16 protein-coding genes are annotated in these 19330 nt (G+C 70.5%); 10 read left to right on the forward strand and 6 right to left on the reverse strand.

Features of this window, described 5'->3' with window-relative positions:
- Positions 1-145 precede the first annotated feature (145 nt).
- Complete coding sequence (locus KUF83_RS27385) at positions 146-514, reverse strand: DUF6479 family protein (RefSeq protein ID WP_217457594.1); 369 nt, start codon at positions 512-514, stop codon at positions 146-148.
- A gap of 174 nt (positions 515-688) precedes the next feature.
- Complete coding sequence (locus KUF83_RS27390) at positions 689-859, reverse strand: hydrophobic protein (protein WP_217457595.1); 171 nt, start codon at positions 857-859, stop codon at positions 689-691.
- 322 nt (positions 860-1181) lie between these two features.
- On the opposite strand from KUF83_RS27390, the gene KUF83_RS27395 reads away from it, so the two are divergent.
- From KUF83_RS27395 to KUF83_RS27405, 3 genes are all read left to right on the forward strand, one after another.
- Positions 1182-2048 (forward strand): RNA polymerase sigma factor SigF, encoded by an 867-nt coding sequence (locus KUF83_RS27395; protein WP_217457596.1) that lies wholly within the window; start codon positions 1182-1184, stop codon positions 2046-2048.
- A 415-nt stretch (positions 2049-2463) separates the two neighbouring features.
- Positions 2464-2637 carry a CsbD family protein gene (locus tag KUF83_RS27400; RefSeq protein WP_217457597.1) on the forward strand — a complete coding sequence of 58 codons (174 nt, stop codon included), beginning with the start codon at positions 2464-2466 and terminating at the stop codon, positions 2635-2637.
- Positions 2638-2868: 231 nt separating this feature from the next.
- Positions 2869-3555, forward strand: coding sequence for a HemK2/MTQ2 family protein methyltransferase (locus KUF83_RS27405; RefSeq protein ID WP_217457598.1), 687 nt, complete (start codon positions 2869-2871; stop codon positions 3553-3555).
- 26 nt (positions 3556-3581) lie between these two features.
- Here KUF83_RS27405 and ligD read toward each other — a convergent pair whose 3' ends face one another.
- The gene (gene ligD / locus KUF83_RS27410) at positions 3582-4592 is read right to left on the reverse strand and encodes a non-homologous end-joining DNA ligase (RefSeq protein ID WP_217457599.1); all 1011 of its coding nucleotides are present in this window, start codon (positions 4590-4592) and stop codon (positions 3582-3584) included.
- Positions 4593-4944: 352 nt separating this feature from the next.
- Between ligD and KUF83_RS27415 the strand changes: the two genes are divergently transcribed.
- The 7 genes from KUF83_RS27415 to KUF83_RS27445 all read left to right on the forward strand — a co-directional run bounded on the left by KUF83_RS27415 (position 4945) and on the right by KUF83_RS27445 (position 15424).
- Positions 4945-6363, forward strand: coding sequence for an aminotransferase class V-fold PLP-dependent enzyme (locus tag KUF83_RS27415; protein WP_217457600.1), 1419 nt, complete (start codon positions 4945-4947; stop codon positions 6361-6363).
- A gap of 152 nt (positions 6364-6515) precedes the next feature.
- A complete protein-coding gene (locus KUF83_RS27420) occupies positions 6516-7700 on the forward strand; it encodes an ROK family transcriptional regulator (protein WP_217457601.1) in 1185 nt (394 codons plus the stop codon).
- A 105-nt stretch (positions 7701-7805) separates the two neighbouring features.
- Positions 7806-9623 (forward strand): carbohydrate-binding protein, encoded by a 1818-nt coding sequence (locus tag KUF83_RS27425; RefSeq protein WP_217457602.1) that lies wholly within the window; start codon positions 7806-7808, stop codon positions 9621-9623.
- A gap of 28 nt (positions 9624-9651) precedes the next feature.
- A complete protein-coding gene (locus tag KUF83_RS27430; protein WP_217457603.1) occupies positions 9652-12021 on the forward strand; it encodes a glycoside hydrolase N-terminal domain-containing protein in 2370 nt (789 codons plus the stop codon).
- Positions 12018-13244, forward strand: coding sequence for an SGNH/GDSL hydrolase family protein (locus tag KUF83_RS27435; RefSeq protein WP_217457604.1), 1227 nt, complete (start codon positions 12018-12020; stop codon positions 13242-13244). Before KUF83_RS27430 ends, KUF83_RS27435 begins: the two co-directional genes overlap by 4 nt.
- A gap of 118 nt (positions 13245-13362) precedes the next feature.
- Entirely contained in the window at positions 13363-14502 is a 1140-nt protein-coding gene (locus tag KUF83_RS27440; protein WP_217457605.1) for a glycoside hydrolase family 88 protein, read from the forward strand.
- Between the two features lie 73 nt (positions 14503-14575).
- Positions 14576-15424, forward strand: coding sequence for a universal stress protein (locus KUF83_RS27445; RefSeq protein WP_217457606.1), 849 nt, complete (start codon positions 14576-14578; stop codon positions 15422-15424).
- Here KUF83_RS27445 and KUF83_RS27450 read toward each other — a convergent pair.
- From KUF83_RS27450 to KUF83_RS43045, 3 genes are all read right to left on the reverse strand, one after another.
- Positions 15385-16671, reverse strand: coding sequence for a DUF4032 domain-containing protein (locus KUF83_RS27450; protein WP_217457607.1), 1287 nt, complete (start codon positions 16669-16671; stop codon positions 15385-15387). The genes KUF83_RS27445 and KUF83_RS27450 overlap by 40 nt on opposite strands.
- Positions 16672-16794: 123 nt before the next feature.
- Positions 16795-18447: a cation acetate symporter gene (locus KUF83_RS27455; protein ID WP_374106172.1), complete on the reverse strand. Its 1653-nt coding sequence runs from the start codon at positions 18445-18447 to the stop codon at positions 16795-16797.
- On the reverse strand, positions 18441-18713 hold the full coding sequence (locus KUF83_RS43045; RefSeq protein WP_254644408.1) for a DUF485 domain-containing protein: 273 nt from the start codon (positions 18711-18713) through the stop codon (positions 18441-18443). Before KUF83_RS43045 ends, KUF83_RS27455 begins: the two co-directional genes overlap by 7 nt.
- Between the last annotated feature and the right edge of the window lie 617 nt (positions 18714-19330).

Here is a 19330-nt window from a genome sequence, read left to right on the forward strand (position 1 = left end):
GACCGAGGTGCCCGTAAGTCCACGCCGTGCCCGGAACGATGCAACCCGTACCGTGCCCGGCGTGGACCTGCCGCACGTGTCCTGTCGACCGTCGCACCGGCAGCCCACCGCGGAGCGCGCCCGGCATCAAGAAGAGAAATGGAGGTCAGGTGCGGCCGGGGCCGCCGCTGCCGAAGCCGCCACTGCTGTTCTCGTCCCAGGTCGGCGCCTCCTGGTCAGCGGCGCGGTGGGACGAGCTGTTGCCTTCGGCGCGCACCTGGTTCGGGTTCAGCCGGTTCCCGCTCCGGGGCACCTCGGAGGGCTCGCGCCGTTCCCGCACCTCGCCCACGGGGCCCGAGTCGGGAAGGCGCGGCTGCTCCTCGGGGCGCGGCGGCGCGGATTCCCGGGAACGGAGTCGACGTCCCCACCACACGGCCCAGATCAGACCGCCGACGAGGACGACGCCCACCAGGAACGGCACGATTCCGCCGACTGCGGAGCCGGAGACGGCCAGGGGTGTCGCGATGAAGTCCATGCCCCGCGAGTACCCTGTGCCACCGACCGAAACAGTGCGTCCGCGCACCGCGCTCTCACGGCATCCGATCAGCCCCATCCTCGCCCGTCCGGGGCGGCCATGCCGTCCGGGACGGCCACGCGAAACGGCTCCGGGGCAGGCCGTGCTCCGGAGCCGGTTCGGCGAGGTTGTCCCTCACCATCTGTACCAACGCGACCTGCCTCCCGAACTCGAGGTGCTGCGCATCAGGAAGCCGAGCAGCCAGATGACGAGCACGGCAATGGCGATCCACCACAGGATCTCCAGTGCGAACCCGGCTCCGAAGAGAATCAGAACCAGCAGCAGGACCAACAGAATCGGAACCATGACCTCCACCTCCTGGAGGCTGGGTTCCCCTAATCGCGATTTAGTACCGCGACGTGAGTGCGGCGGGCTTCCGTCGACCGAGAGGCGTGGGAAGCGTTTCCAGGGCTGTCACTCTGCATGACCGACGAGCACCGTAACGTCACGTTATGGGATGATTAGTTTGTTGATGTCCATTTAGGGGAATCTGTACCTAGTGCTTCGGACTGGAGGCACGTCCGTGGGAGCTGGTTCGCCAGACCTCGGCGTGTTCCGGCCGGTCCGTGTGTACGCCCTCCCATGGTGACTGTCCCGTCGGCACCCTCTGAGGGAGATGCGACGCACCATGCCAATCACCGTCAGGACGAAGCAGCATCCGCACGACGACGCCCCGGACTCGGCCGCCGCCTTCGAGCGGCTCGCCGCCCTGCCGGAGGGGGGCGAGCGGCAGGCCCTGCGCGACGAACTGGTGCGGGACTGGCTGCCCATGGCCCACCGCATCGCCATCCGGTACCGAGGGCGGGGTGAGTCGACCGAGGACCTCGCCCAGGTGGCGGCACTCGGCCTCGTCAAGGCAGTCGACCGCTACGACCCCGCGCGCGGCAACGCCTTCGAGAGCTATGCCATCCCGACCATCACCGGCGAGATCAAGCGCCACTTCCGCGACCACATGTGGGTTCTCCATGTGCCGCGGCGCGTCCAGGACCTGCGCAACCGGGTTCGCGCGGCCGCGAAGGAGTTGTCGCAGACCATTCCCGGTCGTCGGCCCACGGTCGCCGAGATCGCCGCGTACGCGCAGATGAGCGAGGACGACGTACGCGCCGGATTCGAGGCCCTCGACAGCTTCACCGCTCTCTCCCTGGATGCCGAACTGCCCGGCAGTGACGACGGCTACGCGCTCGGGGACGCCCTCGGCGAGTCCGACACCGGATTCGACCTGGTCGTCGACCGCGAGGCGGTGAAGCCCTGCATCGCAGCCCTTCCCGAGCGTGAGCGGACCATCCTCTACCTGCGCTTCTTCAGGGGGATGACCCAAAGTCACATCGCGGAGTGCCTCGGTATCTCGCAGATGCACGTCTCGCGGCTGCTCAGCGGCTGCTGCGCCAAGGTGCGCGAGGAAGCGCTCGCCTATGCGGAGCCCGGGCCCGAGCCTGAGGCCGGATCCGAGCGTGGGCCGGGGGCCACGCCCTCCGCGGGAGGCGCCCGCTCCTGATGAGTCCGTACAGCCGGCGCCCGCGAGGGGCCCTGGCGCCGGCAGACCCAGCCGCCCGTCGCGGGTTTCCCCGAGACGGGCGGCTGGGTGGCGGGCTCACTGCCGAACCCTCCCGGGAGCGGTTTGCCAGCGGCCTGCCACTCTCCGGACTAACCAGCAACGGCTGATCAAAACACGCTCGTCGCGGCCCGCCCGCCGCAGTCGAACGCGAGGTCGAACGGGTCGAGGCGGCCTTCCGCCGCCAGGCGCCACGCTCCCCGTCGTCGCCTTCGTCCGTCAGGTGCGTGTCGACGCGCGACCACCCGCCTTCGGGTCGGGTAACGGTGAGTGTCCGGCACGTCACGGATTGCGAAGGTGGAGTCTCGGGCGCAGGGTGAAAGCGCAGTCCAACCCCTCATTCGAAGGACGGAACATCATGGGTAAGGCAAAGGGCAAGGCGAAGCAGATGAAGGGCAAGATGAAGGAGAGCGCGGGCCGGGCCACGGACAACATGTCCATGGAGGGCGAGGGCCGCGGTGAGCAGATGACGGGCAAGGCCGAGGAGCTCAGGGGCAAGGCCGCCGAGCACACGAGGAAGTCCGGCCGGTAGAGCGGCCCACTCGCACGTGGTACGCCCTCGCGTGGTCGCACCGGGTCCCGCCCGCGACCGCCGGGGGCGTTCCCGTGTTCCCGAACGGGCGGGGTGCCCGTGACGGAGGAGGTGTGGAGCAGTGATCCAGGGGCACTCGATGGCTTGAAAGACGTGCCCGACCAGGCGATCGGCGGCCGAGGGCACTCACCTCCCGCACCCGAGAGGGCGCCCGGACGGAGGACCACCCTCATGGCCTTTCTCCTAGACCCAGCACGCCCTTCCGCCACCGTGGTGGCACCGCCGGGTGTGTACGCGCCGCAGGCCGACACCTTCCTCCTGGCCCGCGCTCTCTACCGCGAGGGTCCGGGCCCCGGAATGGACGTCCTCGACCTCGGGACCGGCACCGGAACGCTGGCGATCTGCGCGGCCCGCAAAGGCGCCCGCGTCACGGCGGTCGACATCGCCTGGAGGGCCGTGCTCACCGCCCGGCTGAACGCCCTGCGGTCCCGGCAGCGCCTGACGGTGCACCGCGGTGACCTCCTCGAACCGGTCCGCGACCGGTCCTTCGACATCGTGCTGAGCAATCCGCCGTACGTTCCCACCCCGCCCTCGGAGTCCTCCAGGGGTCGGGGTCCCGAGCGGGCCTGGAACGCCGGTCTCGACGGCCGGACGGTCCTGGACCGCATCTGTGCCGAGGCTCCCCGGGTCCTGCGACCCGGTGGCGTCCTGCTCCTCGCCCAGTCGGGGCTGAGCGGCACACAGGAGACGCTGGAGCGTCTGGAGCGATCCGGACTGCGGCCCGCGGTCAGCGACCGGGCGCACATCCCGTTCGGGCCCGTACTCCGCTCGCGTCTGCCGTGGCTCCGGGAGTCGGGGCGTATCGCGGAGCGTGACGAGAGCGAGGAGCTGGTGATCATTCGGGCGGAGCGGGACTGACCGCACGCCGGGACGCCGGGTACGGGTCAGTCGGCCGGCCGTTCGCGGACGACGTCCGGCGCCCGCTTGTCGTCGCGCAGCCCGAGGAACCGCGGATGGCGCAGCATCCCGTCCCGCGTCCACTCGGTGAAAGCGATCTGCGCGACCAGTACCGGACGGGCCCATCGCGCGCCCGCCTCGGTCACCCGGTCGCCGAACGGCGACGCGCCGACGCGGAGTTCGTCGAGACGCGCGCGCAGCGCGAGCAGCGTACGGCGGTCGAAACCCGTGCCCACCCTGCCCGCGTACCGCAGCCTGCCGTCCTCGAAGTGGCCGAGCAGCAGCGCACCCAACCCGACACGGCTCCCGCCTGGTTCGGTGAACCCGCCGATCACGAACTCCTGCTCCAGGGAACACTTCAGCTTGAGCCAGTCGGACGAACGGCGGGACTGGTAGAGGCTCTTGGCCCGCTTGGCGATCAGCCCTTCCCAGCCCCGGGCGCAGGCGTCGGCCAGGAGTTCGGCGCCGCCGTCGTTGCGGTGCGTCGTCACGCGCAGGGGCGCACGGTACGTCAGGGCGCGGCGGAGCAACGACTTGCGGGCGCGCAACGGCAGCCGAGTGGTGTCCGCGCCCTCGAGGCGGAGCAGATCGAAGAGGTAGTACGTCACGGCCACCCCGCTCGCCTCGACGTCCCGGCGCCGGGTGAGCCCCATCCGTTGCTGGAGGCGGGAGAAGTCGGTGCGGCCGTGTACGAACGCGACGATCTCTCCGTCCACCGTGAAGTCGGTGCACGACTGGGCGGCGAGCGCCTCCACGATCTCCGGGTACGTCTCGTTGAGCCGGTTGCCGGAGCGTGAGAGCAGAACGAGCCGGCCTCCCTCGCGCACCGCCAGCACGCGGACACCGTCGAGCTTCCGCTCGAAGATCCACTCACCGGGGAAGTCGCGCTGGTCGCTCAGGGTGGCGAGCATCGGCCGGGAGGCCAGCTCCACGCCGGGAACCGCGTCGCGGAGCAGCTTCTTGTGATGCCCGGGCAGCGCGCCCAGGAGATCGGTCATCGCCGCTCGCTCCTTCCCGGCGACCTGCGGCGGGCTCCGGCCACCGCGCACCGGACGGACCCGCGGCGGATAGCTGTGGCCCGTGTCCGGTTTCTTCCCGCTGTACGTATCGTCCCGCACGTCTCTGGTGTCCCGCGACCGCACGACCGCCTCATGATCATGTCGGGTGCGCGGGTGCGGGTGGCGCCCGAGCGTTCGGACCCGGCCCGCCGCGGCGCCGCTACGTCCGGGCCGGGCGCACACACCGGTGCGCGACCACCGCTCCCCGCGGAGGCGGACAGCAGAATGATGCGGGAAGAGCCGTGCCCGGCCCCGGCACGCGGGGGCGGACCGGCCTCATGGGGGAGGATCCGTGGACAGGACAGAGACCACCGGACACATACCCGACGGCGACGCGAACGCGAGGGATCTGGCGGACCTGCGGAGACGGGACTTCGCCTACCTCGACGCCGAGGGGCACACCTACCTCGACCACACGGGAGCGGGCCTTCCACCGGCCTCCCTCGTCCGGGCGAGCGCCGAACGGATCACCGGCGGGGTCTTCGGGAACCCGCACTCCGCGAGTCCGGCCTCCCGCGCCTCGGGGTCGCTGCTGGCCCAGGCGCGCCGGGCGGTGCTCCGCCATTTCCGCGCCGACCCCGACGAATACGCCGTGATCTTCACCCCGAACGCGACAGGTGCCCTGCGCTTGGTCGGCGAGGCGTACCCCTTCACCCGCCGCAGCAGGCTGGTCATGTCGCTCGACAACCACAACTCGGTCAACGGCCTGCGGGAGTACGCGCGTTCAGGCGGCGCGAGCGCAACGTACGTACCGGTGGCCGGTCCCGGGCTCCGGGTGGACGAACGACGACTGCGGTCCGCCCTGCCCGTCCGGGGACGCGGGCTCCTCGCGTATCCGGCGCAGAGCAACTTCACCGGAGTCCAGCATCCCCTCACCTGGATCGCGGCGGCCCAGGCGCGCGGTTACCACGTCCTGCTGGACGCAGCCGCCTTCGTGCCCGCCAACACCCTCGACCTGAGCCGGTACCACCCCGACTTCACGGTCGTCAGCTGGTACAAGGTCTTCGGTCATCCCACCGGCGTCGGCAGTCTGATCGCCCGCCGGGAGGCGCTCGCCCGGCTGCGGCGTCCCTGGTTCTCCGGAGGCACGATCCACGCGGCCGGCGCGCAGACCCAGTGGCACGTCCTCGCGGACGACGAAGCGGCCTTCGAGGACGGGACGGTCAACTTCCTCGCCATCCCCGACGTGACGGCCGGACTGGAGTGGATCGACGGGATCGGCATGGACCGCGTGCACGCCCACGTGAACGCGCTGACCGCCCAACTCCTTTCAGGCCTGCGGGCGTTGCGGCACAGCGACGGCTCCCCGCTGGCCAGGGTGTACGGCCCGTGGGATCTCGTGGCCCGTGGCGGGACCGTCGCGCTGAACCTGCTGGGCGCCGACGGCCGCGTCATCGACGAGCGGGTCGTCACCCGCGACAGTGCCGCACGGGGCATCTCGCTGCGCACGGGCTGTTTCTGCAACCCGGGCGCCGGCGAGGCGGCCTTCGCCGTGTCACCGCGTCGACTGCGATCGGCGGCCCGCCGCCGACTCCGGTCGATGGAGGAGTACTTGGAGCTGCTGCACCTGCCCTCGGCGGGCGCGGTCCGTGTCTCGCTCGGTCTGTCCTCGCAGCCCAGGGACGTCGTCACGTTCCTCACCTTCGTGCGGGAGACCTACCGCGATCGGACGCCCGCAGTGTCCGGTCTGGAGGCGAGAGAGGGCTGTTGACCGACGGTGTGGAACCCTTGATTCCGTGGTTGTGCCCCCAACGCCGCGACCTGTGAGCACATTTGCAGGTCAGACATATTCAAGGGGGCAACTTCAAAAGATCTCTGCTTCTTTCATTGACGGCGGAAAAGAATCACCCTAGGTTCCGGGGCATGCGTTCGACTCCTCGTACGGAGGCGTTCTTGGCCCCCACGCCGGCCGCCGCCCAGATCTTCACCACCGTGCTGTCCCACGGTCCGCTCACCCGGTCGGACATGGCCGGGCGGGCCGGGCTGTCGGCGGCCGCCGTCACCAAGGCGGTCCGGCCGCTGATCGAAGCCGGATACCTGGTCGAGGAGGCGGGGGAGGAATCACGTCCCTCGCTCGGTCGGCCCGCCACCGTCGTGCGGGTGGACGGCGGACGAGCCCTGTTCATCGGGGTCAAGGTGACCGGTGACGAGATCATCGCCGTACTGACGGACCTGTGCTGCCGGATCCGTGTCGCCCGGCACGTGCCCCTGCAGGCCCGTGAGCCGAAGTCGGTGCTGGCCTCCGTCGCCGCCCTCGTGCAGGAACTCCTCGCGGAAGCCGACGGGTTCGGCGTGCGGGTCCAGGGAATCGGCGTCGCCGTCTCCGGTGACGTGGACCGGGCCGCGGGAGAAGTCCGCCTCTCGCCCTTCCTCGACTGGCGCGACCTGCCCCTCGCGGAGCTCGTGGAGATGACCACCGGACTGCCGGCCACCGTCGACAACGACGTCCGGGCCCTGACCGTCGCCGAGCAGTGGTTCGGCGCGGGCGTCGGCCTCTCCGACTTCGCCGTGGTCACGGTGGGAGCGGGCATCGGCTGCGGCCTGGTCGTGCACGGCAAGGTCGTCTCGGGGGCCCACGGGGTGGCCGGCGAGATCGGGCACGTGGTCATCGACCCCACGGGCCCGCCCTGTCACTGCGGAAACCGCGGCTGCGCCGAGGCGATCGCCGCCGACCCCGCGATCGTCGCCGCGGTTCGGGACGCGACGGGCCTCCCGGTGGCCGACGCGTCCCAGGCCGTGGACCTGGCGCGCCGCGGCGACCCCGGCGCGCGGGGCGTCTACGCGCGGGCGGGGGACGCGATCGGGCGGGCCATCGCGACCGTGGCCAACCTCGTCGGACCCGAACGCGTGATCATCTCCGGTGAGGGCCTCGCCGCGTACGACCTGTTCGCCGAGCAGATCCGCGACGCCTTCGCCGCCTCCGCCTTCGGCACGGCCGCCCGCTGCGACCTGCTGACGCGTCCGCTGCCCTTCGACGAATGGGCCCGCGGCGCCGCGGCGACCGCGATCCAGTCCTTCATCGGCGGTCCCACCCGCGGCACGGGCTGAACCTCCGCCCCAACTGAGGGCACGTCAAAATCTTTATCCCGCACAGCAGTTACCGAGCTGCCACCCCCCCACCGCACAACCGATCCCTTCACAGGAGGTCCGACCATGCGTTCATCCATGTACGCGCCCGGCACCCCCGCACGCCGTTCCCTGAGAACCGTGCTCGTCCTGGCCCTGACCGCCGCGACGGCCGCGGTCCTCCCGGCCGCCCGGGCGGCCACGCCCACCCCCACCGCGGGCACCGAGGCCGTCGCGGCCAAGCCGTACATGGGCTGGTCGAGCTGGAGCATGCAGTCCTCGAAGTACCCCGGCCTCAATCCCGACGGTGACTACAGCTACCTCACCGAGAAGAACGTCCTCAAGCAGGCGAACGCCCTGGCGGCCAAGCTCAAGCCGTACGGATACGAGTACGTCAACCTCGACGCAGGATGGTGGCGCGACCAGGACTGGAAGCCCGGCTTCGACCAGTACGCCCGCCAGAAGGCGGATCCGGAGCGCTTCCCGCGCGGCATGAAGGCGGTCGCCGACCACGTGCACGGCAAGGGCCTCAAGGCGGGCATCTACCTGCCCGTCGGCCTGGAGAAGGAGGCCTACGGCGAGGGCAAGGTCCCGGTCTGGAACGCCGGCGACTGCACGACCGCCGACATCGTGTACGGCGACCTGCGCACCACCAACGGCTGGGACAGCGCCTACAAGCTCGACTTCTCCCGGCCCTGCGCGCAGAAGTACGTGGACTCGCAGGCCCGGCTCTTCGCCGACTGGGGCTACGACTTCCTGAAGCTCGACGGTGTCGGGCCCGGTTCCGGCAAGAGCGGCGACCAGTACGACAACGTTGCCGACGTCGCCGCCTGGCACAAGGCCATCGCCGCCACCGGCCGCCCCATCCACCTGGAGGTCTCCTGGTCGCTCGACATCGGCCGGGTCGCCGACTGGAAGAAGTACTCCAACGGCTGGCGCATCGACACGGACGTCGAGTGCTACTGCAACACCCTCGTCAGCTGGGAGAACTCGGTCGACGACCGCTGGGACGACACCCCGGGCTGGACCCGTCACGCGGGCCCCGGCGGCTGGAACGACCTGGACTCCCTCGACGTCGGCAACGGTGCGATGGACGGCCTCACCAAGGCGGAACGTCAGAGCTACGCGACCCTGTGGGCCATAGCCAAGTCCCCGCTCTACACCGGAGACGACCTGACCAGGCTCGACTCCTACGGCCTGTCACTGCTGACCAACCGCGAGGTCATCGCCCTCAACCAGGGCGCCACACCCCCGGCCCGCCCCGTCACCCCGTCCGACCCTCAGCAGGTGTGGGCCGCCAGGAACAGCGACGGCAGCTACACCGTGGCCCTGTTCAACCTCGCCGACTCGCCCGCCGCCGTCACCGCCGACTGGGCGGCACTCGGCTTCACCGGCAAGGCCGGCGTACGGGACCTGTGGAACCGCGAGAACCTCGGCACGTACAGCAACAAGGTGACGCAGGCCCTGCCCGCCCACGGTTCCCGTCTGTTCACCGTGACTCCGCGAGGCGGCAAGCTCACCGCGACCGGCTACGAGGCCGAGTCCGACGTCAACACCCTCAGCGGCAATGCCTCCGTGGGCGACTGCTCCGCCTGTTCCGGTGAGCGCAAGGTCGGGAACCTGTACGTCGGCGGCAAACTCCGCTTCAACGACGTCGTCGTCGCCAAGGCCGGTACGTACCAGGTGAAGGTCACCTACGTCAGCGGTGACCCCCGCCCGGTCGACATCTCCGCGAACGGCAACGGCGCGATGCGCCACAAGTTCCCCTCCACCGGGGACTGGGGGACCACGGAGGCCGTCAGTGTGCCCGTCTCCCTCAAGGCGGGCGTCAACACCGTCACCTTCGACAGCGGTTCCGGCTACGCCCCGGACATCGACCGCATCGACGTACCGAAGTCGTCCTGACCGCCGTTCTCTTCCCCCGGAGCGCACCATGGACAGCAGCCCCACCGACCCCGGCCGACGAAGACTTCTCTCCCTCGCCGCCGCGGCCGGCGTCGGCACCGCACTCGGCGGCCTGCCCGCCTTCACAGCGAGCGCGGCCCCGCACCGGCCCACCGATTCGAAGCTCCAGGAGGGGAGTTCACGCGACCGGCTGTGGTGGCGGGCGCCCGCGGACGAGCACTCGATGATCGAGCAGGGCCTGCCCATCGGCAACGGCCGTCTGGGCGCACTCACGAGCAACGACCCCGGCCGCGAGCTCCTCCTGATCACCGACGCCACGATGTGGACCGGCGGACCCAACGACACACTCGACGCCGACGGCCAGTTCCCCTACGACCGTGAGAAGTTCGGCTCCTTCACGCTGCTGGGCCGCCTCACCGTCGACATCCCGGACCACGACCTGTCCGCCGTCAACGGCTATCGCCGCACGCTGGACCTCGCGCAGGGTGTGGTGACCACGTCGTACGTGCGCTCCGACGTCACGTACCGGCGGCAGGTCTTCGCCAGCCGGCCCGACGACGTGATCGTCCTGCACTTCACGCAGAGCGGCGGCGGCCGCTACACCGGCGGCATCGCCCTCGAAGGGACCCACGGAGAGACCGTGAAGGGCACCTCCTTCGGCGCTGCCTTCCCCAACGGCCTGCGCTACGGCGCGGCGGTGAAGGCCTACGGCAGGGGTGGCAGCGTCCGCGTGCGCGGTTCGCGGATCGACTTCGCCGACTGCAAGGACCTCACCGTGCTGGTCAGCGGCGGCACCAACTACGCGCCCGACGCCTCGGCCCGGTACCGCGACCCGTCCCTGGACCCCGAGCGCCTGGCCCGTACGAAGGTCGGCGCGGCTGCAGGCCATTCGGCGGACACCCTCCTGCGCACCCATGTGGCCGACCACCGGGCCCTGTTCGGGCAACTGGACATCTCGCTCGGTGTGTCCTCCGCCGCACAGCGCTCCCTGGACACCTGGGACCGGATCAGGGCACGCGCCCGGGACGACGTGCCCGATCCCGAACTGGAAGCCGCCTACCTGCAGTTCGGCCGCTACCTCATGATCTGTGGGTCGCGCGGCAGCCTCCCGCTGAACCTCCAGGGGCTGTGGCTGGACGGCAACGACCCGGACTGGATGGGCGACTACCACACGGACATCAACATCCAGATGAACTACTGGATGGCCGACCGGGCCGGTCTCTCCCAGTGCTTCGACGCGCTCACCGACTACTGCCTGGCCCAGCTCCCGTCCTGGACGAAGCTCACCCGCGACCTGTTCAACGACCCGCGCAACCGCTACCGCAACTCCACCGGGAGGATCGCCGGCTGGACGGTCGCCATCTCCACCAACATCCACGGCGGGAACGGCTGGTGGTGGCATCCGGCGGGCAACGCCTGGCTGTGCACCACCCTGTGGGAGCACTACGAGTTCACCGGCTCGCGCGCGCACCTGGCGAGGATCTACCCGCTCCTGAAGGGTGCCTGCGAGTTCTGGGAGGCGCGGCTGCTCACCACGACACTCCCCGGCACCTCGCGGGAGGTGCTCATCGCCGACAGCGACTGGTCGCCCGAGCACGGCCCGCTCGACGCCAAGGGCATCACCTACGCGCAGGAACTGGTGTGGGCGCTCTTCGACAACTACCGCAACGCCGCGGCGGAGTTGAAGAAGGACGCCGCCTACGCGAAGACGGTCGGCGGCCTCCAGGAGCGGCTGTACCTGCCGAAGGTGAGTGCCAGGACGGGCTGGCTGGAGGAATGGATGACGCCCGACAACCTCGGCGAGACCACCCACCGGCATCTGTCCCCGCTCGTCGGGCTCTTCCCCGGTGACCGCATCCGCCCCGACGGCTCCACCCCGCCCGAGATCGTCGAGGGCGCGACGGCCCTGCTCGCCGCACGCGGCATGGAGAGCTTCGGCTGGGCCAACGCATGGCGGAGCCTGTGCTGGGCCCGGCTGGGGCACGCGGAGAACGCCTACCGGCTCGTCGTCAACAACCTCCGCCCGTCGACCGGCGGAGGCAACGGCACCGCACCGAACCTCTTCGACATCTACGAGGTCGAGAAGGGCCGCGGCATCTTCCAGATCGACGCCAACTTCGGCACGCCCGCGGCGATGATCGAGATGCTCCTCTACTCCCGCCCGGGCCGTCTGGAACTGCTCCCGGCCCTCCCCGACGCATGGGCGAAGTCCGGTTCCGTCACGGGAGTCGGCGCCCGGGGAGGCTTCGTCGTCGACCTGCGCTGGCGTGACGGCAGGCCGACGGAGGTGCGGATCCGCAGCGTGGGCGGCCGGACCACCACGGTCGCCCACGGCGGTACGTCCCGCACGGTGACCCTGAAACCCGGCGCCTCCGTCACCCTGCGGGGCCTCGCATGACGGCCCGCCTCGCCCGGGCGGGCCTCCTTACGGCACTGCTGACGATCGCCGCCGCCCTTCCCGTCACCCCGGCGGCCGCCCGGGGCCCCGGGGACCGGCACGACGTGGTCACCTGGGGCGCGAGCGCGGACCGTCTGGGGGACGCGGTCCCGAACCGCAGCCACCGCCTGGTCGTGCGCACCAGCGTGGCGGGGGACAACACCCGTATCCGGCTCACCAACGCCTTCGGGGACCGGCCGGTGACCTTCGACAGCGTCTACGCCGGCATCCAGCGGTCGGGCGCCGAACTGGTCCGCGGCAGCAACCGGCGACTGACCTTCGGTGGCGCCCACGTGGTCACCCTCCCGGCGGGCGCCGTCGTGTACAGCGATCCGCTGCCCGGCGGACTGCCCGCCGGGGCCGACCTGGTCGTCAGCCTGCACACGCGGGCGGCGGGCGGTCCTGCGACCGGCCACGGCATGGCCATGCAGACGTCGTACACCGCTTCCGGCGACCACGCGGGGGAGGAGAGCGGGGCCAACTGGACCGAGCGCACCGGCTCCTGGTTGTACCTCGACGCGGTCACCGTACGGACGGCCGCCTCCGTGGGGGCGGTCGTCGCGCTCGGGGACTCCATCACGGACGGCTGGCAGTCGAGCGGCGACCTGAACCGCCGCTGGCCCGACTACCTGGCCCGCCGGCTGGAGGCGACGGGCAGTCCCGTCAGGGGAGTCGCCAACGAGGGGATCTCGGGCAACAAGGTCCTGGCGGACGGCGCCGGGCAGAGCGCCCTCAACCGGTTGGACCGAGACGTCCTGTCCCAGTCCGGCGTCCGTACGGTCTTTCTCTTCGAAGGTGTCAACGACATCAAGGCCCACACGGGCGTCACGGCTGCCGACCTCGTGGCGGGCTACCGGGACGTCGTCGCCCGCGCTCACCGGGCGGGGAAATGCGTCGTCGGCGCCACCGTCGCGCCCTTCAAGGGCTGGTACGAGTGGGACGCGGCCGCGGAGTCCGTACGCCAGGAGGTCAACCGGTTCATCAGGACCAGCGGGGAGTTCGACGCCGTCAGCGACTTCGACCGCCTCCTGCGCAGTCCCTACGACCACGAGCGCATTCTCCCCGCCTTCGACGGCGGCGACCATCTGCACCCCAACGGCAAGGGGATGCAGGCGATGGCCGATTCGGTCGACCTGGACAGTCTGCGATGCGGCCGGTCCGCCGCCCCGGACGGCAACCGCTGACGTGAACAACGTCCGGTGATCTGAACCCGACTTGGTTCAGGCCAAGTTGACGCATGGTCATGGACACCTGCCGGGGCGGGAGTTCAGGATGAGTTTCACATGGAGAGGAGTCGTTCACATGGATAGACGCCATCTACTGGTCGGCGGTGCCGCTCTCTCAGCCTCCGCCGCTCTGCTCCCCCTGCACAGCGCCGCCGCAGCTCCCGCGCGCTCCGCGGCCGCCCCGCCGTCCGGAGCAGCGATCATCCGGGACCTGCGCCGCGTCGCCGACCACTGGATCGGCGCCCACACGGACCCCGGCGACAACGGCTGGGCCAATGCCACGTTCTTCAGCGGACTGCTCGCCCTGCACCGGCTGACCGGCAGCCCCCGATACCTCGCCTATGCGCGCGGCTGGGCCGAGAAGCACGCGTACGGCCTGCGGGGCGGAGTGACGACCCGGCACGCCGACAACCACAACGCAGGCCAGGCCTACCTCGACCTCTACGAGATCGAACCGGAGGGACAGAAACTCGCCGCGATCGAGGAGTCCCTGCACCGCATGGTGTACACGGACCAGCCGACGAAGCACGACGACTGGTGGTGGGACGACGCCCTCCACATGGCCATGCCCCCGTTCGCCCGCATCGGCGCCCTGCGCAAGGACCCCCAGTACTGGCAGAAGCTGTACGCCCTCTACGACCACACCAAACGCACCGAGGGCGGGCCGGGACTGTACGACGCCGGCACGGGCCTCTGGTACCGCGACAAGCGATTCCTGCCCGGCGGCATCGTGTCCCCCACGGGCCGGCCCGTCATCTGGTCGCGCGGCAACGGCTGGGTGGCCGGCGGACACGTCAAGACACTCAAGGCGCTGCCCCGGAGCGAACGGCACACCGCCGAGTACCGGGAGACCCTGACACGGCTGGTCACCGCACTGGCAACGGTGCAGCGCACGGACGGCTTCTGGAACGTCAACCTCGCCGACCCCGGGCACCTGCCCGGCCCGGAGACGAGCGGCACGTCCTTCTTCCTCTACGGCACGGCCTACGCGATCCGCGCCCGCCTGGTGGAAAGGTCCGCGTTCCTCCCGGTGGCGGTCCGGGCCTGGCACGGCCTGGTCACCACGGCCGTCCATCCCGACGGCTTCCTCGGCTACGTCCAGAAGGTGGGCGACCGTCCGGAGTCCAACCAGCCCGTCACGTACGACAGCACCTCGGACTTCGGCGTCGGCGCCTTCCTGCTCGCGGGCACCGAACTCGCGCGTCTGGCCCGCTGACGGCACCGCCGCACGGGCGGGCCGGGCCGGTCGGTAGCGTGGGCACCTCGACCGACTCGACGGAGGCCATCACATGACCCGCCCGATCACCGTGGGAGCAGACGGTACTGCCGAATCCCTGGCCGCCGTGCACTGGGCGGCCAGGGAGGCGGTACGCCGTGCTCTTCCGCTGCGTGTCGTGCACGCCGGCGAGAAGTCCGACGACGAGGGCCGGGCGGCGGGCGTCCGGGAAGCGCTCGCGCAGACCGCACGGGAGATCACCGGACGCCACCCCGGTCTGCAGGTGACCACCGACGTCATCGACGGCGACCCGGTCGAGGCACTGGTCGCCGCCGCCGACGAGGCCGAGACGCTGGTGCTCGGCTCGCGCGGCCACGGCGCGATCGTCGGCTTCCTGCTCGGCTCGGTCGGCCAGCAGGTGATCGCCGAGTCCACCCGGCCCGTCGTGCTCGTACGCGCCGAGGACCGGGCCGAGTCCGAGGCGGCCGGCCGCGAGATCGTCGTGGGACAGCAGGGCGGCCCGGAGGACAGCGCCGCCGCTCTGAAGTTCGCGTTCGAGACGGCGGCGGTACGCGGCGCCGCCGTGCGCGTCGTACGGGCCTGGAGCCTGCCCACCGTGTTCACCTACAGCCCCGGTTCCCTGAAGCTCCTCGACGAGGCCGGCGGCCTGGAACCGTACGAGCAGAAGGCACTGGCGGAAGCACTTCAGCCGTGGCTGGAGCGGTTCCCCGACGTGCCGGTGACCCGGCACGTCGAGATGGGCAGTGCGGGCGAGGTGCTGCTCTCGGTGGCGGCAGGGGCCCAGTTGATGGTGGTCGGCCGGCGCGTGCACCGCTCGGCCGTGGGCTCACGGATCGGGTCGGTCGCCCACGGGGTCGTCCATCACGCGCCGTCCCCGGTGGCGGTCGTCCCGCCCGCCTGACCGGCCGCCTCGGCGGCGTCCGCCGTCGGCGACAGCGAGTCCCGCACCGCCGGGAGGATGTTCTTGACGTAGTCCCCGACGACCGTGTCCAGATCGATGTCGTGCTGCGCCCGCTCCGACAGGTACCAGCGGTGCTCCAGAAGCTCGTGGTAGAGCTCGGCCGGATCCATCGAGCCGCGCAGCTCCAGCGGTATGGCACGCACCGTGGGCCGGAAGACGTCCCGTACCCAGCGGTGGGCCAGCACCTCGGGCCGGGCGGCGAGGGGATCGCCCGGCGCGTAGTCGTCCTGGGTGGCCATCCAGCTCTCCAGGTCGTTCAGCAGTCGCCGCGCCTGGTTCTCCTCGGCGTCCAGCCCGGTCAGGCGCAGCAACTGGCGCTGGTGGTGCCCGGCGTCGACGACCTTCGGCACGAACGTGACGGTGTCACCGTTCGAGGAGTGCGCGATCTGCATCTCGGCGACGTCGAAACCGAGCTCGTTCAGGCGCCGGATCCGGCGGTCGATGTAGTGGTGCTTGCCCGCCGGGTACACCGACGTCCGGGTCAGCTCCTGCCACAGCGCGGTGTAGCGCTTGCAGATCTCCATGCCGAACTCGATGGGGTCCACCGACGGGTGGAGCGCGCCGGAGGCCTCCAGGTCCAGCAGTTCCCCGCTGATGTTGACGCGCGCCAGGTCGAGGTCGTACTCCCGCTGGCCGGGGCTCAGCTGCGGGTGGACCTCTCCGGTCTCCGCGTCGACGAGATACGCGGCGTACGCCCCGGCGTCCCGCCGGAACAGCGTGTTGGACAGCGAGCAGTCCCCCCAGGCGAACCCCGCGAGATGCAGCCGGACCAGCAGCACGGCCAGCGCGTCCATGAGGCGGTGCATGGTGGCGGGCCGCATCGTCGTCTCGAACATCGACCGGTAGGGCATCGAACCACCCAGATGCCGGGTGATCAGCACCGACTCCAGCGGTCCGCCGTCCCCGTCGGTGCGGCCGGTGACCACGGCGAGGGGGTCCACCGAGGGGATGTTCATCCGGTCGAGCCCGCGCAGCAGCTCGTACTCGCGCAGGGCGGGCCGTTCCGCGAGTTCCTTGACCGCCACGACCTCCGCGCCGGCGCGCGCGTACCGCACCACGTGCCGTGAGATACCCCGGGGCAGCGGCACCAGGTAGTGCTCGGGCCACTCCTCCAGGGGCAGATGCCACGGCAGGTCGAGCAGGAGCGCGGGATGCTCCGGGTTGGTGGCGCTGATCTGCAATGCCATCGCTCGCTTGCCCTGCCTCACGGTCGGCCGTCATGTCGCAGGAGCATCTCCGCACCTGGACGGCCTCCTCGTCAACACGGGAGTCCGTTTCGTCACCAGGTGGGAGATGCGCCCCGTCGGTGTTCAGGCCGGCTGGTCGACGCCCAGTACCGCGCGGACCTCGAAGTTCTCGTACGTCTCGGTGTCCTGCGGTTCGCGGGACATGACCGTGCCGAGCCAGCCCAGCAGGAATCCGGCGGGGACGGAGACGATCCCCGGGTTCTGCAGCGGGAAGAAGGCGAAGTCGGCGTCGGGGTAGAACGAGGCGGCCCTCGAGGAGACGACGGGGGAGCAGACGACCAGCAGAACGGAGGTGACGAGGCCTCCGTAGAGGCTGAGCAGCGCCCCGCGCGCGTTGAAGCGGCGCCAGAACAGGCTGTAGACCATGGTCGGCAGGATCGCGGACGCGGCGATCGCGAAGGCGAGGAACGCCAGGGTCGCCGTGTTCGTCCCCCAGGAGACGAGCGCGAGCAGCATGCCGAGGACGCCGATGACGACGGCGGCCAGGCGGGCCACGGCCAGTTCCTCGCGCTGGCGCGCCTGCCCCTTGCGGATCACCTCTCCGTACAGGTCGTGCGCGAGCGAGGAGGCTGCCGCGAGGGTGAGCCCCGCGGCCACGGCCAGCAGCGTCACGAAGGCCAGGCAGGAGATGAGCGCGGTGAGTACGGCGCCGCCGATCTCCTGGGCGAGAAGGAGAACTGCCGCATCGCCCTTCGCGTCGATACCCGAGATCACGTCCCGGCCCACCAGCGCGGTGGCGCCCAGCCCGAGCACGCCCGCCGCCAGACAGACGAAGCCGACCAGGCCCATCGCCCACAGGATGGAGCGGCGAAGCACCCGGGTGGCGCTCGGCGCCAGCAGCCGCATCATCACGTGGGGGAGCGCGGCCAGTCCCAGCACGATGGCGATCTGCAGGCTGAAGAAGTCGAGTTTGCTGGTCGTACTGGCGCCGTAGCGCAGTCCGGGCTCCAGGAACCGCTGTCCGAGCCCGCTGCCCGAGGCGGCGGCGCCGAGCAGGCCGTCGATGTTCCACCGGTAGCGGTGCAGCACCATCACGGCGGTCACCGCGACTCCGACGACCAGCATGACGGCCTTGACGATCTGGAGGAAGGTCGCCCCGGGCATGCCTCCGAGCGCCACGTACAGCACGACGAGAGTGCCGATGGCCACCACGCACAGAGCGCGGGTGGTGCTGTCCGGCTGCCCGACGAACTGTGTCAGCAGGGCCACGCTGCCGACGAGTTGGGCGACGAGGTACAGCACGGTGATGATCAGCGTGCAGAACGCGAGGGCCAGACGGACCGAACGCCGGCTGCGCGGCAGACGCAGGGCCAGCGTGTCGCCGAGGGTGAATCTGCCGGAGTTGCGCAGGGGTTCGGCGATCAGCAGGAGCACCATCACCCAGGCCACGCTGGTGCCGACGAGGTACAGCAGGCCGTCGTAGCCGGTGAGCGCGACCAGGCCGGTACTGCCCAGCAAGGTGGCCGCGGACAGGTAGTCCCCGCACATCGCGAGGCCGTTGCGCAGCGGCGACATGGTCCGGTTGCCGAGATAGAACTCGGCGATCTCGTCGCCCTGTGGAGCGGTGATGAGTGCGGTGAACATGCTGACCACGACGACCGACACGAAGAGGATGAAGGTCAGCTTCAGACTGAAGCCGCCGACCACACCCGCGGAGAGGTGCGCCGTGCCGTCTTCAGAGGCGGCAGCCGTGAGGGCGGCGGCGGAGGTCACCACGTCCTGAACCGCCTCTGCGGCTGGGGGACTCGGGCCCGTTGTGCCGCGTGGCGGTGCAGTTCGGCTCGCAGGCGGTCGGCGGTCGGGTCGATCCGCCGGTCCATGTGCACGCAGTAACGCCAGGCGGTCACGGCCATCACGACGAACTGCCCCACACCGCCCGCGAGTCCCAGCGTCACATGGCCGAACAGCGGCTGGTTGAGCACGCCGGGCAGGAAACCCGACAGCAGCACGAACAGCAGGAACCCACCCACCGAAACCGACATCGCCACCGCTCCGAACCTGCGGTGAGCACCGCGTACGGCGCGGAAGTCGGGGTGCGAGCTGATCGTGGGCCGGGGAGGGGGTCCGGCCGGAGCCCCGTCCGGAGGGGAACCGTGGTGCGAGCTCAGGTGTGGTGGCATACCGTGCCTCATCAATAAAAGTGCAGCTCAAGATGCATTGCTGAACGCGGCTCAAGTTCTCGGATCGCGTAGATCGGGAATCGGCCCGAATTTCCGCTGAAATCCTCATCCGGCGCAGCCGGGCTGCCTCGCTGGTGGGGTATGTCAGCGCGGCTGAACGGATTCTGGCATTCAATCGATTCGATAATCAACAGTGGAAATGTGAGGGAAATGAAAGCGGTCTCATTTGGCCTGCGGACCGCTCCGTGCTGGCTCGAATGCACTGCACAGCATCCCTCGCCCCGGCCGCCGGGAGGCGCCTCGCCGGCCCGTGCCGCGGGACGTGATGTGCAGCACGCCCGGGTGATGGCCGTGACGCCTGGGATGAGGGTTCTGGCTGCGCACGGCTTGATCGGCGATCAAGCGGGGCAAAATCCCTGGCCACTGCCCATTCTGCTCGTTTGACACTCCGTCGCGCGCACAGATAGGAAGCACTCCTC

The sequence above is a fragment of the Streptomyces sp. BV286 genome, from assembly GCF_019090165.1.
Taxonomy (GTDB): Bacteria; Actinomycetota; Actinomycetes; order Streptomycetales; family Streptomycetaceae; genus Streptomyces.